This is a genomic window from Vreelandella sp. L-15, from assembly GCF_056857635.1.
Window position 1 is genome coordinate 26,256 of the sequence record NZ_JBSXNN010000020.1, and the last position, 11,878, is coordinate 38,133.

The following is an 11,878-nucleotide window of genomic DNA, read 5'->3' on the forward strand; positions in this document are numbered from 1 at the left end:
AAGCCAAGGAGTGTTATGACAACGCAATCACAAGCAGCTAAGCCGCCCGTCACGCGTTTCGATGCGGTAATTGTTGGCGCGGGTATGGTGGGCGCTGCGCTGGCCGGGCTACTGGCAGAAGCGGGAATGCAGGTGGCGCTGGTGGAAGCCAAGGCATCGCCGCTGCGCCTGGATGACGTCGCTGGCGAGATTCCTGCCCCCCGCGTTAGCGCGCTGACCCCGGTGTCCCAACGGCTGCTCACGCATTTGGGCGTATGGCCCGCCATGGCGGCGGCAAGGGTAACGCCTTACCGCTATATGCAGGTGTGGGATGCTGAGGGTAGTGGCCATATTCACTTCTCGGCGGACGAAGCGGGCACCGCCGTGCTCGGCCATATTGTAGAAAACGATGTCACACAGGCCGCGCTGAATCAGCAAGTTGCCAAGCAGCCGACCCTGACACGCTTCGATGGCGTCAGTGTATCGGCGCTACAGACGACTGCCAGCGGCCGCTGGCTGGTACTGGAGGACGGTAGCCAGCTACAAACGCCGCTGGTGATCGCTGCCGACGGCGCACGCTCTGCCTTGCGAGCGCTAGCAGGCATCTCGGTGGCGGAGGAGTCCATGGAGCAAGAGGCGGTTGTCACCACGGTGCGCTGCGCACAGTCCCACGGCGCTACCGCTCGCCAAGCCTTTATCGGTGGTCGTCCGCTGGCTTTCTTACCGCTCACTGCCAATGGAGATGATCGCTTCTGTTCCATTGTATGGTCCACAACGCCTGAGCATGCCTGTGAACTCACCGCTTACTCTGCTGAGGCACTGGGGAAGGCCCTTGGCGAAGCTTTCGACCATCGCCTGGGCGATGTCATGCCCGTGGATAGCGCCTATCGGTTTCCGCTGGTGCAACGCCACGCCCAGCATTATGTGCAGCCCAACTTGGCTCTAGTAGGCGATGCCGCCCATAGCATTCATCCGCTGGCCGGGCAGGGCGTTAATTTGGGATTAATGGACGCGGCGGTATTAGCCGAAGAGGTGGTGGCGGCATGGCACCGGGGTGCCCCTTGGGGTAGCTTGGCCACGCTGAGTCGCTATGAGCGCCGTCGGCGCTTGGATAACACGGCCATGCTGGGCTTAATGAAAGGCTTTAAGGTGCTGTTTGGCAGCCATCAGCCAGTGTTTACGCTGGCGCGCAACCTGGGGATGAGTGGCATGAACCAGCTCGTGCCGCTTAAGCGTGTGGTGATGCGGCAGGCGACCGGAGAGCGGGGCCGCCTGCCGGCGTCGTGCCGCTAGCTAGCCGCGGCGGCGATCCACCACGTTCAGCGCTTTCAGCAGGTTAAGGGCTTCGCTGAGCTGGTAGTCGTCGCGCAGCCGCTGAGACATGGCGGCACGCTCGGGAGGCATGTCGCTTTGGCTACCGAGGTGTCCGTCCAGGTCCGCCTCACGAATGGCGCGTCGTGCCTCCGCCACTTCCAGGCGGCCGCGTACCACCTCGACATCCGGCTCGATGCCTTGCGCCTGAATCGAGCGGCCATTCGGGGTGTAGTAAAGGGCGGTAGTGAGCTTCAAACCTTCGCCATTGCCCAACGGCATGATCTGCTGTACTGAGCCCTTACCAAAGCTTTCAGTGCCCATGATGACGCCCCGGCGCTGGTCTTGCAGAGCGCCTGCGACAATTTCAGCCGCTGATGCGCTGCCGCTGTTGATCAGCACCACGAGCGGTATGTCGCCCGCCGGCGTATCCGGAGAGGCAGAAAACGACATTTCGGTATCCGAGAGTCGCCCTTCGGTATACACAATCAGCCCTTCATCTAGAAAGAGATCCGTCACTCCGACCGCCGCCTGAAGAACGCCACCGGGGTTATTACGCAGATCCAGAATTAAACCTTCCAGCGGCTGATCGCGCATCATGCGCTCAATGGCTTGGCGCGCCTGTTCGGGGGTACGTGACTGAAACTGGCTGATACGCAGGTAGCCGTAGCCTGGCTCCAGCGTTTCATGTTTGACACTCTCACTGCGGATCACTTCACGGGTGAGCGTGAACTCGCGGGGCGACTCTTCACCTGAGCGCAAAATAGTTAAACGCAGTGGCGTGCCGGGTTCGCCGCGCATTAAGTTGACGGCTTCCTGCAGCGATAGGCTATCGGTGGGGGTGCCATCGATGGCGACGATAATATCCTGAGACAGCAGGCCGGCCCGTGAAGCGGGCGTGTCATCAATGGGCGTGACGACCATCAGTTGGCCATTCTGGGTGCCCACTTCAATGCCGATACCGCCAAACTCACCTTGGGTAGACTCTCGCAGGCTCTGATACTCCTCCTCGTCTAAATAGGCCGAGTGAGGGTCTAGCTCGTTGAGCATGCCGCGCATGGCATTGCGCAGTAAGGTGCGGTCATCCACTTCTTCTACATAGCCGCGTTTGATGCGCTCGAATACTTCCGCGAAGGTTTGTATCTCTTCTAGTGGCAGGTCGTCGGCAACGCTGTTCGCCGGTTGGGCTGCCAAGGGTAGCGGAGCAGCCAGCAGCGCGAGCGGAAGCAGGGTAGCCAAGAAGCGCTTGGCAGGGGCCGATACCTCGGTAACAGATAGCGTCATGCGGACTCCGCTAGGCGAAAGGCAGCGCCAGCCGCGCTGCTCAGGTTGAGACGTTCATCATAAAGCCACTATCACCAGCTTATCCCGTCAACGGCGCGCAATCCAACGTTGCGGATTAATTGGTTCGCCGCTGTGGCGCACCTCAAAGTAAAGCGAGGGGCTGGCTTGGCCGCCGCTACTGCCTACACGGCCAATTTCATCGCCACGGCTCACTTGCTGCCCCGGGCGGGCGCTGAACTGCTGCAAGTGGGCGTAGAGCGTCATGATCTGGTCACCGTGGTCGATGATCAATAAGTTACCGAACCCTCGCATCCAGTCGGCAAACACCACACGGCCTGAATGAACCGCCGTGACTGCCGTGCCTTCGCTGGCCTGAATCACGATGCCGTTGTAGTGAACCCCGTTCCGCCGCTGAAAGCTGGCGGTGATGCTGCCTTGCACGGGCCAAGGCAAATCGCCTTGGGTGCGGGTGATGTTGGTGGTAGGCGTGGGCTCTGCCAGCCGCGCCAGTTCGGCTTGAATCGCGCGGAGCTGCTGCTCGGCCTGTTCGCGGCTCTGGCTGAGATCGGCCAGGCGGTCGGCTTCGCTCTCGTAACGATCATCCAGCGTGGTCACGACGCTGCGCCGCTCCTCGGTACGGCGGGCCAGCAGCGCGCTTTGCGCTTCCAGTTCGTCCGCCAGGGCATCCAGCCGGGTCTGGCGCTCGGCCAGCGCCTGCTCGGTATCCACAAGCGCGGTATCCAGACGGGCGATATCGGTCAAGCGCTGCTGGCGCGCTTGTGTTAGCCGGTTTAAGTAGGCCTGCATGCGGTCAAGTTCAGCGGGATCGCTTTGGTTGAGCAGCAGCTTCAGCTGGGGCGTTGGCCCCAGCCGGTAAAGCGCGGCAAGCTGCTGACCTAGCGCGGCGTACTGGGCATCGCGTTCACCCTCTAAGCGTTCGCGGTGCTGGCGTAGCTGGGTGGTTTCATCGGCGAGCTGGCGTCGCTCGGCCTGTAGCTGGTCCAGCCGCTGGTGGGTCTGGGCCAGCTCTGTTTCCACTTCCCTTAGCTCTTGCTGGGCGCTGTTCCGCGCTTGGCCGGTGGCACTCAGCCGCTCGGCCATGGCATCAATTTCTTGGCCGATGGCGTCAAGTTGCTCTCTGGCAGCCTGTTCGTCCTGTTGTGCCATCGCCGTCGACGAATAGCCCAGCATTAGCAAGGCCGTCGTTAATAAGGCCGTTCGAGCTAGCCGTTGCCACATGGGCATTACTCGAAGCGCAGCAGCGGAGTTCCGGTCATCGCCTCAGGCTGTGGCTGATTCATCATGGTCAGCAGCGTGGGGGCAAGGTCACACAGGCGGCCATCTTCGAGCTGGGCGGCGCGCTCACCAACGTATACTAGCGGCACCACAAAGGTGGTGTGGGCAGTTTGCGGTGCACCGGTTTCCGGGTGAACCATCTGCTCGGCATTGCCGTGGTCGGCAGTGATCAGGCAGGCACCGCCCGCGCGCTCAATCGCTTCCACCACGCGGCCAACGCAAATATCGACGGTCTCAATCGCTTTCACGGCGGCGTCGAAATCCCCAGTGTGGCCTACCATGTCGCCATTGGCGTAGTTGCACACCATGAGATCGAAACGGCCGCTATCAATGGCTTCTACAAGCTTATCGGTAATCTCATAGGCGCTCATTTCCGGCTTTTCGTCGTAGGTTTTAACGTCACGGGGGGAGGGCACCAGGATGCGCTCTTCGCCTTCGTACTCAGCTTCGTTACCGCCGGAGAAGAAGAACGTCACGTGGGGGTACTTCTCTGTTTCGGCAATTCGCAGTTGGGTGAGGCCGCGCTTAGCGACCACTTCGCCTAGGGTGTCGGTTAAGTCGGTGGGCGGAAACGCGGCTGGCGCGGCGATGTCCGCTGCGTAACGCGTCATCATGACCAAGCCATCACCGGCAAGCGTTGGGCGCGCACGGCGCTCAAAGCCGGTGAACTCTGCGTCGGTGAAGGCGCGGGTCAGCTCACGAGCGCGGTCGGAGCGGAAGTTTAGGAATATCGCTGCGTCGCCATCTTGCAATGTGATGGCGTTACCGTTAACCGGCACGCTGGTCGCCGCCACAAATTCGTCAGTTTCGCCGCGCTGGTAGGCGTCGCGTAGTCCGCTTTCCGCGCTGGTGGCGGTGTAATCGGCGTGGCCGTCGGTGAGCAGGCGGTAGGCTTGCTCAATGCGCTCCCAGCGGTTGTCGCGGTCCATGGCGAAGAATCGACCAATGATGGAAGCCACAAAACCGTTATCGGCACCGACCAGTTCTGAAAGGCGGGCGTTGGCGCGCTCGATAGACGCCAGTGCGCTTTGCGGCGGCATATCCCGCCCATCTAGAAAGGCGTGCACGTAGATGCGCTGGGCACCGCGCCGCGCTGCTAGCTCGGCCATGGCAATAAAGTGATCTTCGTGGCTGTGGACACCGCCTGGAGAGAGCAGGCCCAGCAGATGCACGGCACGGCCATTGGCGACTGCTGCGTCGATGGGCTTGGTGAGCACCTCGTTGGTATCCAGGTCGCCATCTTCAATGGCTTTGGTGATGCGCGTGAAGTCTTGGTAAACGATACGCCCGGCACCCAGGTTCATATGGCCGACTTCGGAGTTGCCCATCTGGCCGTCGGGTAGCCCCACATGACGGCCATCGGTATGCACGAAGGCGTGAGGGCGGTTAGCCCACAGTGCGTCCATCACTGGGGTATTGGCCGCAGCGACAGCGTTGTGGGCGTTGTCGGGGTTGTGGCCGTAGCCGTCTAGGATAATCAGCGCAACGGGGCGCGGTGCAGGTGTTGTCATTGAAAATTCCCTCGTATTTGAGTCAGCCAAGCGACGTGAGGTGCAGTTTGAAACGCTGGTGAGGGCGGCTCAGCCAGTTTTCAGACAACACCTGATAATCGGGGTCGCGACAGGCGCGCGCTTGGGGCATCATAACGCAGGCAGCCGTCGGGCGTCATGGCCTGCGCGGTATGCCCTGTGACGTGTATACTTGTCGCGTTTCTGAGGGCGGTTAGGCCGCTTTTTTCTGCATAGACCAAGAGATTGTGTTCGCGATGATCGATCAGCTGTTCGAATTCGTAATGAACCACCCCCTCCTCGTGGGGGCATTTTTGCTGGTGCTCATAGCGTGGATTGTTTATGAAACGCGTAGCGCCTCCTCGAATGCGGTGTCCTCTACCCAGGCCACTCAGCTTATCAACCGCGAAGACGCGGTGGTGCTGGACATTCGTGAGAGCAAAGACTTCAAAGCCGGACATATCGCTGGCGCTCGCAACATTCCCCAAAGCAGCCTGGATAGCCGCATGAACGAGCTGGAGAAAGTGAAGAGCCAGCCGATCATTGTGGTCTGCAAGCATGGCCAAAGTTCGGGCGCTGCCCAGGCAAAGCTGGAAAAAGCGGGCTTTGAACGGGCGATGAAGCTGCGCGGCGGCATGATGCAGTGGCAGGCCGATGGTCTTCCCGTAGTGAAGAAGTAAACGACGAAAGCGGCCTCTGGGCCGCACGCTTTTTTATTGAATGAATAACGAGGAGTCTCCCATGGCGGAAGATAACAACACCCCGCAGGCAGGTGCCGCAGAAGGCGAAAAGCCCCAGCTGAAATTCTCTTTACAGCGTATTTACGTGAAAGACATTTCCTTTGAAGCGCCGAACTCTCCTTCTGTGTTCAAGCAGGCGTTCAAGCCGAAGGTGAATCTGGACCTGAACACCACCAGCCAGAAAGTGGCCGACGACCAGTATGAAGTGGTCGTCAAAGTGACCGCGCAGGTCAACGACAGCGAAACTGGCACCACCTCGTTTTTGGCAGAAGTCGAGCAGGCGGGCCTGTTCCGTATTTCCGGCATCGAAGGCGCACAGCTTGAGCAAACGCTGGGTGCGTTCTGCCCTAACCTGCTGTTCCCGTACGCCCGTGAGTGTGTTGACAACCTGGTCAACCGTGGAGGTTTCCCACCGCTGATGCTGGCGCCGGTCAACTTCGAAGCCATGTACGCCCAGCGCAAGCAGCGCGAAGCGCAGCAGGCAAGCCAAGCGGCTGAGAACACGCACTAAGCTATGTCGGGTTCGCTAAACGCCGCTGGTTGGATCGCGCTACACGGCAAAATGCCGCGTCTCTATGTGCCTGCTGAGCTGTCAGCGGGCGCTACCTTAACGCTACCTGAGGGCCCTGCTAAGCACGTTACCCGCGTGCTGCGCATGGGCGAAGGCGCGCCGCTGATCTTGTTTGATGGCGCAGGCCAAGAGGCGGGTGTTCGGCTGGCGGAGGTGGGGCGTAAGCACACCACTGTTACTGTTGAGGCGGTGTGGTCAGGCAGTGGCGAGTCGCCGCTGGTGGTGCATCTTGGGCAAGCGATTTCCAAGGGCGACCGCATGGATTACGCCATTCAAAAAGCCGTTGAGCTAGGTGTGGCGGCGATTACCCCGCTGTATACCGAGCGGGGCGATGTGCGTTTGAAAGGCGACCGCGAAGAGAAAAAGCTGGCGCACTGGCAGGCCGTGGCGGCCAGTGCCTGTGAGCAGAGCGGCCGGGCAGTGGTGCCGCCTGTTCACCCCCCGCAGGCGTTAGGTGAGTGGCTGGCCGAGCGCCAAGAGCCGCTGCGCTTGATGCTGCACTTAGCGACGGGTAACGGCTTTGCTCAGCCAGAGCGTCCCGCGTCCGCCGCGCTGTTGATTGGCCCAGAGGGTGGCTTAAGCGATACGGATATTCAGGCCGCTATCGCCAGCCACTTTACGCCACTGACGCTGGGGCCACGGGTGCTACGCACCGAAACGGCTCCTGTGGTCGCGCTCACGCTGCTGCAGCACCACTTCGGCGATTTGTAAGCGCTTACTATCAAACCGCTGCCGTGTTTGTTGCGGCGGCGGTTTTTTTGTACCCAGCGCTGGCGTCATTCGACGCCGCTTTGCCTTGCCTAGGCAAGGTACCATAATGAAGATCTACTTCTTGTAAGGACGGCACCCATGGTCCGTGAGTCACACTCCACCCCCCGATCCGCCAGCGATGCATCTGCCCAACTGGGCGATGTGGCCTATTTAACCGTGACGGCGGTGAACAGTACCGGAGCCTTTCTGCGTTGGGGGCAGCCCAAAGACGTGCTGCTGCCCTATAGCGAGCAGCGCTTTCGCCCCGACCCCGGCAAACGGGTACTGGTGATGCTGTATAGCGATGACCAGGGGCGGCCGGTCGCTACCATGCGTCTTGACCGTTTTTTGACGGACGATGCCTGGGCGCTAGAGAAGGGCGACGAAGTCGATGTGGTGGTGGCCGACCGCACGGACTTAGGCATGAAAGTAGTGGTCAATCACCGCTACTGGGGGCTGATCTATCAGGATGATATTACCCAACCTCTGCGCCGTGGGCAGTCGCTGAAAGGCTTCGTGAAACAGCGCCGCGAGGATGGCCGAGTGGATATTTCACTGCTACCGCTCGGTGCGGCCCGCCTGGATGTGGTGGGTGATAAAGTGCTGAAAGCGCTGCGTGAGAGCGGCGGCTATCTGCCGCTGGGTGATAAAAGCTCGGCGCACGATATCAAAACCCGCTTGGGAGTTAGCAAGAGCGCTTTTAAGCAGGCGATTGGCCGTCTCTATAAACAGCAGTTGATCACCCTGGCGCCGGATGCGATCCGCCTAGTGCCCGGTGCGCTCTCCGATACGTCGGATCAATAGCCGCGGTTGGAGCCGTGCCTGCAGTGCGGCATACTGATGACTTATTGATCCTGCATGGACTGTATTTCGATGAGCCAATCAACGTTGCATCTCGGTGTGGTGATGGATCCCATCAGCGACATCGCGTACAAGAAAGACACCACCTTAGCCATGCTGTGGGCCGCTCAAGAGCGCGGCTATACGCTGCACTACATGGAGCAGGACGACCTGTTCTTACAGGCGGGCAAAGCCTACGCGCGGATGCGTCCACTCACCGTGTACCGTAACCCAGAGCACTGGTACGACCTGGGCGAGGCGACTCAGCGTCCGTTGGCCGAGCTGGATGTGGTGCTGATGCGGAAAGACCCGCCGGTGGATGCGGAGTTTATTAACGTGGTGCATCTGCTGGGCTTTGCCGAGCGCGAGGGCGTGCTGGTGGTAAACCCCACTGCTGCGCTGTTGCAGTGTAATGAGAAGCTCTTTGCCCAGCAGTTTCCCCAGTGCTGCGCGCCGACGGTCGTCGCGAGCCGCGATGATGTGCTACGCGCCTTTCATGCCGAGCACGGCGATGTGATCTTCAAGCCGCTCGACGGCATGGGCGGCACGGGCATTTTTCATATCGGCCCCGATGGCCGCAATATTGGCGCGGTGATTGAGCAACTGACGCTGCGTGGCCAGCGCCAAATCATGGCTCAGCGCTACCTGCCGGAAATCAAGGATGGCGATACGCGGATTCTCTTGGTCGATGGCGAACCGGTGCCGTTTGGCCTAGCGCGAATCCCTTCGGCGGGTGAAACCCGCGGCAATCTGGCCGCAGGTGGTCGCGGTGTGAGCCGCGAACTGACCGAGCGCGACCACTGGTTGATCCAGCAGGTGCAGCCAATGATTCGCGAGAAAGGCCTGATGTTTGTCGGCCTGGATGTCATCGGTGATTACATTACCGAGATCAACGTCACAAGCCCCACCTGTGTTCGTGAGATCGACGATCAGCGCGGCACCGATATTTCCGGAATGCTGTTAGACGCTATCGAACGTCGCTTGGCCTAATCGGTGAACGTTCTATTCGCCAAATGACGTAAGGCTTGCCGAGCCATCGGCAAGCCGTAGGAGACGCATGCAAAGCTTAAAACACCACTTTTTGATGGCGCTGCCCCACATGGAAGACCCTAATTTCACGGGCAGCCTGATTTATTTATGTGACCATGACCACAATGGCTGTATGGGCGTGATTGCCAACCGCCCGCTGGAAATTACCCTGGATGCGTTGTTTGAGCAGCTTTCACTCGGCGGTGACGACAGCCCCCACCGCAATGCGCCGGTCTACTACGGCGGCCCCATGCATAAAGATCGCGGCTTTATTCTTCACGTTGGCGACAGCCAAGCGTGGGACTCCAGCATCCAGGTGGAAGATGGCATTGCGTTCACTACCTCCATGGATATTCTCCAAGCGCTGGCGGATGGCACTGGCCCCGAACACTTTCTGGTGTGCTTAGGCTGTGCAGGTTGGGAAGTGGGTCAGTTAGAGGATGAGCTGAAAGAGAACGCCTGGCTAACGGTAGAGGGCCAAAGCAACGTGCTGTTTGATACGCCTCCAGCCGAGCGTCTTACGGCCGCTGCCGGTATTCTCGGGATTGATTTAAACCTAATGACGCGCAACGCAGGGCATGCATAAGCGTGCGGTTGGATGAGGTGTAAGTGGGATGGCAGATAACGGGCAGCGCCTGATCTTGGCGTTTGATTTTGGAACGCGGCGCATTGGCGTCGCCGTGGGTAACGAGCTGCTGCACAGTGCGCGGGAGCTGACGCCGCTGCCCGCGCGTGACGGCATTCCTGACTGGAACGTGGTCACACGCCTTATTGAAGAGTGGCAGCCAGATCTGTTCGTCGTCGGCTTGCCGCTCAATATGGACGGGACCGAATCGCTCATGAGTACCCGGGCGCGTAAGTTCGGCAATCGCCTGCATGGCCGCTACGGCAAACCCTGTGAGATGGTCGATGAGCGTGGCTCGACTCAAGAAGCCAAGCGGATTGCCCACACGGCGGGCCACCGAGGTAACTACCGAGAAGAGAGCGTAGACGGTATTGCCGCGGTGTTAATTTTGGAAGGTTGGTTCGCCCACCAGGAAGGCCTTCCTGGCGGACGGAGCGCTTACTAATCCACCGCCGTATTAACGGTCCAGGGTGCCAGTTTGGGAAGGCACGAACCAGCGGACCGGGCGCAGGTCTTTCTCAATCAGGTCATCCACTTTTAGCAGCGTGGCAAAAATCGCCATCCGCATGGGGATACCATTATCGGTTTGGCGGAAAATCGCCAGCCGCGGATCGCCGTTCAAATCGACGTTCAAATCATTAGCGCCTGGGCGGCTATCGCGGGGAAGCGGGTGCATCACGATCGTGCTTTGGCTACAGCGCTGGTCAAGAAAATCACGGTTGACCATAAAGACGTCGGAAAGCCCCTGGAAACTCTCGTTCATTTCATCCGTAAAGCGCTCTTTCTGAATGCGGGTGGTGTACACCACATCTAAATCGGCAAAGTCACTGGCCAATGAGTCGCGTTGCTCAATACGATGCCCGCGAGAAGCCACTAGATCAATTAAGTAAGAAGGCATCTCCAGCCCTGGTGGTGACACCAGCGTAATACGCAGCGGGTCATAGAGTGACAGCAGCTTAATCAGCGAATGCACCGTGCGGCCGTATTTCAAATCACCGGTCAGCAGAATATGCGCACCGCTTAAGCGTTTGCCTAATCGCTGAAACTCTTTATCAATCGTATAAAGGTCCAGCAGGGCTTGGCTTGGGTGCTCGCCTGGGCCATCGCCACCATTAATGACGGGCACATGGGTGGCGGCGGCGAATTCGGCTACCGAACCTTGGTCTGGGTGACGCATCACAATCGCATCGCAGTAGCCGCTCATTACACGGCTGGTGTCGTAAAGCGACTCGCCCTTGGCCATGGAAGAGAAGGTAAAGCCTGTGGTGTCGCACACGCTTCCCCCCAGCCGGCAGAACGCGGCATTAAAGCTCACCCGTGTGCGAGTGCTCGCTTCAAAAAACAGGTTGCCCAACACTGCACCTTCCAACACCCGCGTGACTTGGCGACGGCTAGCAATCGGCTCCATGCGTGCCGCCACGCGTAATAAGTGATCAACGCTCTCGCGGCTTAATGAATCGACAGTTAATAGGTGCTGGCTCATCATGGACCTCATCTTTAGTGGGCGTGGGTGAAGGTGGCGCTGTATAAAGTGCTAAGTGTAACCGCCAAACTAGACGTGCCGAAGCGGTTTCCATTGCTCTATAAAAGAGGGCAAGTAAGGCGGCAGAAACTTTTTTCGACTATTTGATAATTAGCTCTTGCCAACCCGGCCGCGAATCCGTAAAGTACGCATCCGCTGCCGGGGACGCCCAGCGTTACCAGCGGTGAAGGAGGTTGAAAAAACCTCTGGTTTGTCAGGAAGTTAGAGCCATCTTGTTGCCATTTAGATCGCTCGCTTCGCTCGCTTCACTCGCTGAAAACAACTAGGGTCTCCCCATTTTCCGGCGTGTCATCGGCATAGTCCTCCTGAGGAGGTGAACAAGTCTGGTATTCGTGCCTCGGCGTCTGGCGCTCTTCTCCAGAGGGGGTAGAAAACACTTCGGCCTTGAGCAAACAGCCGTTG

The 11,878-nt window shown here is 59.4% G+C and carries 12 protein-coding genes; 8 read left to right on the forward strand and 4 right to left on the reverse strand.

Annotated features, from left to right (window positions below; all coding sequences use genetic code 11):
* Positions 1 to 15 precede the first annotated feature (15 nt).
* Positions 16 to 1,272, forward strand: coding sequence for a UbiH/UbiF/VisC/COQ6 family ubiquinone biosynthesis hydroxylase (locus AC13CY_RS01530; protein WP_172515185.1), 1,257 nt, complete (start codon positions 16 to 18; stop codon positions 1,270 to 1,272).
* Here the strand turns inward: AC13CY_RS01530 and AC13CY_RS01535 are convergent, their stop codons facing one another.
* The 3 genes from AC13CY_RS01535 to gpmI all read right to left on the reverse strand — a co-directional run bounded on the left by AC13CY_RS01535 (position 1,273) and on the right by gpmI (position 5,381).
* Positions 1,273 to 2,574, reverse strand: a complete 1,302-nt coding sequence (locus AC13CY_RS01535; protein ID WP_044628541.1) for a S41 family peptidase — start codon at positions 2,572 to 2,574, stop codon at positions 1,273 to 1,275.
* 87 nt (positions 2,575 to 2,661) lie between these two features.
* Complete coding sequence (locus tag AC13CY_RS01540; RefSeq protein WP_483052218.1) at positions 2,662 to 3,819, reverse strand: murein hydrolase activator EnvC family protein; 1,158 nt, start codon at positions 3,817 to 3,819, stop codon at positions 2,662 to 2,664.
* Positions 3,819 to 5,381, reverse strand: a complete 1,563-nt coding sequence (gene gpmI, locus AC13CY_RS01545) for a 2,3-bisphosphoglycerate-independent phosphoglycerate mutase (protein ID WP_074211228.1) — start codon at positions 5,379 to 5,381, stop codon at positions 3,819 to 3,821. Before gpmI ends, AC13CY_RS01540 begins: the two co-directional genes overlap by 1 nt.
* A gap of 254 nt (positions 5,382 to 5,635) precedes the next feature.
* Here gpmI and AC13CY_RS01550 point away from each other — a divergent pair, with 254 nt between their 5' ends.
* The 7 genes from AC13CY_RS01550 to ruvX all read left to right on the forward strand — a co-directional run bounded on the left by AC13CY_RS01550 (position 5,636) and on the right by ruvX (position 10,378).
* Positions 5,636 to 6,058 carry a rhodanese-like domain-containing protein gene (locus AC13CY_RS01550; protein WP_074211227.1) on the forward strand — a complete coding sequence of 141 codons (423 nt, stop codon included), beginning with the start codon at positions 5,636 to 5,638 and terminating at the stop codon, positions 6,056 to 6,058.
* Between the two features lie 61 nt (positions 6,059 to 6,119).
* Complete coding sequence (gene secB, locus AC13CY_RS01555; RefSeq protein ID WP_044628537.1) at positions 6,120 to 6,629, forward strand: protein-export chaperone SecB; 510 nt, start codon at positions 6,120 to 6,122, stop codon at positions 6,627 to 6,629.
* 3 nt (positions 6,630 to 6,632) lie between these two features.
* Complete coding sequence (locus AC13CY_RS01560; RefSeq protein ID WP_213262482.1) at positions 6,633 to 7,400, forward strand: 16S rRNA (uracil(1498)-N(3))-methyltransferase; 768 nt, start codon at positions 6,633 to 6,635, stop codon at positions 7,398 to 7,400.
* Between the two features lie 138 nt (positions 7,401 to 7,538).
* Positions 7,539 to 8,243 carry a CvfB family protein gene (locus AC13CY_RS01565; protein WP_483052219.1) on the forward strand — a complete coding sequence of 235 codons (705 nt, stop codon included), beginning with the start codon at positions 7,539 to 7,541 and terminating at the stop codon, positions 8,241 to 8,243.
* 69 nt (positions 8,244 to 8,312) lie between these two features.
* On the forward strand, positions 8,313 to 9,269 hold the full coding sequence (gshB, locus tag AC13CY_RS01570) for a glutathione synthase (protein ID WP_172515188.1): 957 nt from the start codon (positions 8,313 to 8,315) through the stop codon (positions 9,267 to 9,269).
* 67 nt (positions 9,270 to 9,336) lie between these two features.
* On the forward strand, positions 9,337 to 9,894 hold the full coding sequence (locus AC13CY_RS01575) for a YqgE/AlgH family protein (protein ID WP_483052220.1): 558 nt from the start codon (positions 9,337 to 9,339) through the stop codon (positions 9,892 to 9,894).
* A gap of 28 nt (positions 9,895 to 9,922) precedes the next feature.
* Positions 9,923 to 10,378, forward strand: coding sequence for a Holliday junction resolvase RuvX (ruvX, locus tag AC13CY_RS01580; RefSeq protein WP_044628532.1), 456 nt, complete (start codon positions 9,923 to 9,925; stop codon positions 10,376 to 10,378).
* 12 nt (positions 10,379 to 10,390) lie between these two features.
* Here the strand turns inward: ruvX and pyrB are convergent, their stop codons facing one another.
* On the reverse strand, positions 10,391 to 11,416 hold the full coding sequence (gene pyrB / locus AC13CY_RS01585) for an aspartate carbamoyltransferase (RefSeq protein ID WP_089675235.1): 1,026 nt from the start codon (positions 11,414 to 11,416) through the stop codon (positions 10,391 to 10,393).
* Positions 11,417 to 11,878: the final 462 nt, after the last annotated feature.

What these genes read in the sequence shown, in the direction of transcription:
- gshB (WP_172515188.1), top strand. Translation starts at nt 8,313, where the DNA reads ATGAGCCAATCAACGTTGCATCTCGGTGTGGTGATGGATCCCATCAGC.
- pyrB (WP_089675235.1), bottom strand. Translation starts at nt 11,416, where the DNA reads ATGAGCCAGCACCTATTAACTGTCGATTCATTAAGCCGCGAGAGCGTT.
- AC13CY_RS01540 (WP_483052218.1), bottom strand. Translation starts at nt 3,819, where the DNA reads ATGCCCATGTGGCAACGGCTAGCTCGAACGGCCTTATTAACGACGGCC.
- AC13CY_RS01535 (WP_044628541.1), bottom strand. Translation starts at nt 2,574, where the DNA reads ATGACGCTATCTGTTACCGAGGTATCGGCCCCTGCCAAGCGCTTCTTG.
- AC13CY_RS01530 (WP_172515185.1), top strand. Translation starts at nt 16, where the DNA reads ATGACAACGCAATCACAAGCAGCTAAGCCGCCCGTCACGCGTTTCGAT.
- AC13CY_RS01565 (WP_483052219.1), top strand. Translation starts at nt 7,539, where the DNA reads ATGGTCCGTGAGTCACACTCCACCCCCCGATCCGCCAGCGATGCATCT.
- secB (WP_044628537.1), top strand. Translation starts at nt 6,120, where the DNA reads ATGGCGGAAGATAACAACACCCCGCAGGCAGGTGCCGCAGAAGGCGAA.
- AC13CY_RS01550 (WP_074211227.1), top strand. Translation starts at nt 5,636, where the DNA reads ATGATCGATCAGCTGTTCGAATTCGTAATGAACCACCCCCTCCTCGTG.
- AC13CY_RS01575 (WP_483052220.1), top strand. Translation starts at nt 9,337, where the DNA reads ATGCAAAGCTTAAAACACCACTTTTTGATGGCGCTGCCCCACATGGAA.
- ruvX (WP_044628532.1), top strand. Translation starts at nt 9,923, where the DNA reads ATGGCAGATAACGGGCAGCGCCTGATCTTGGCGTTTGATTTTGGAACG.
- AC13CY_RS01560 (WP_213262482.1), top strand. Translation starts at nt 6,633, where the DNA reads ATGTCGGGTTCGCTAAACGCCGCTGGTTGGATCGCGCTACACGGCAAA.
- gpmI (WP_074211228.1), bottom strand. Translation starts at nt 5,381, where the DNA reads ATGACAACACCTGCACCGCGCCCCGTTGCGCTGATTATCCTAGACGGC.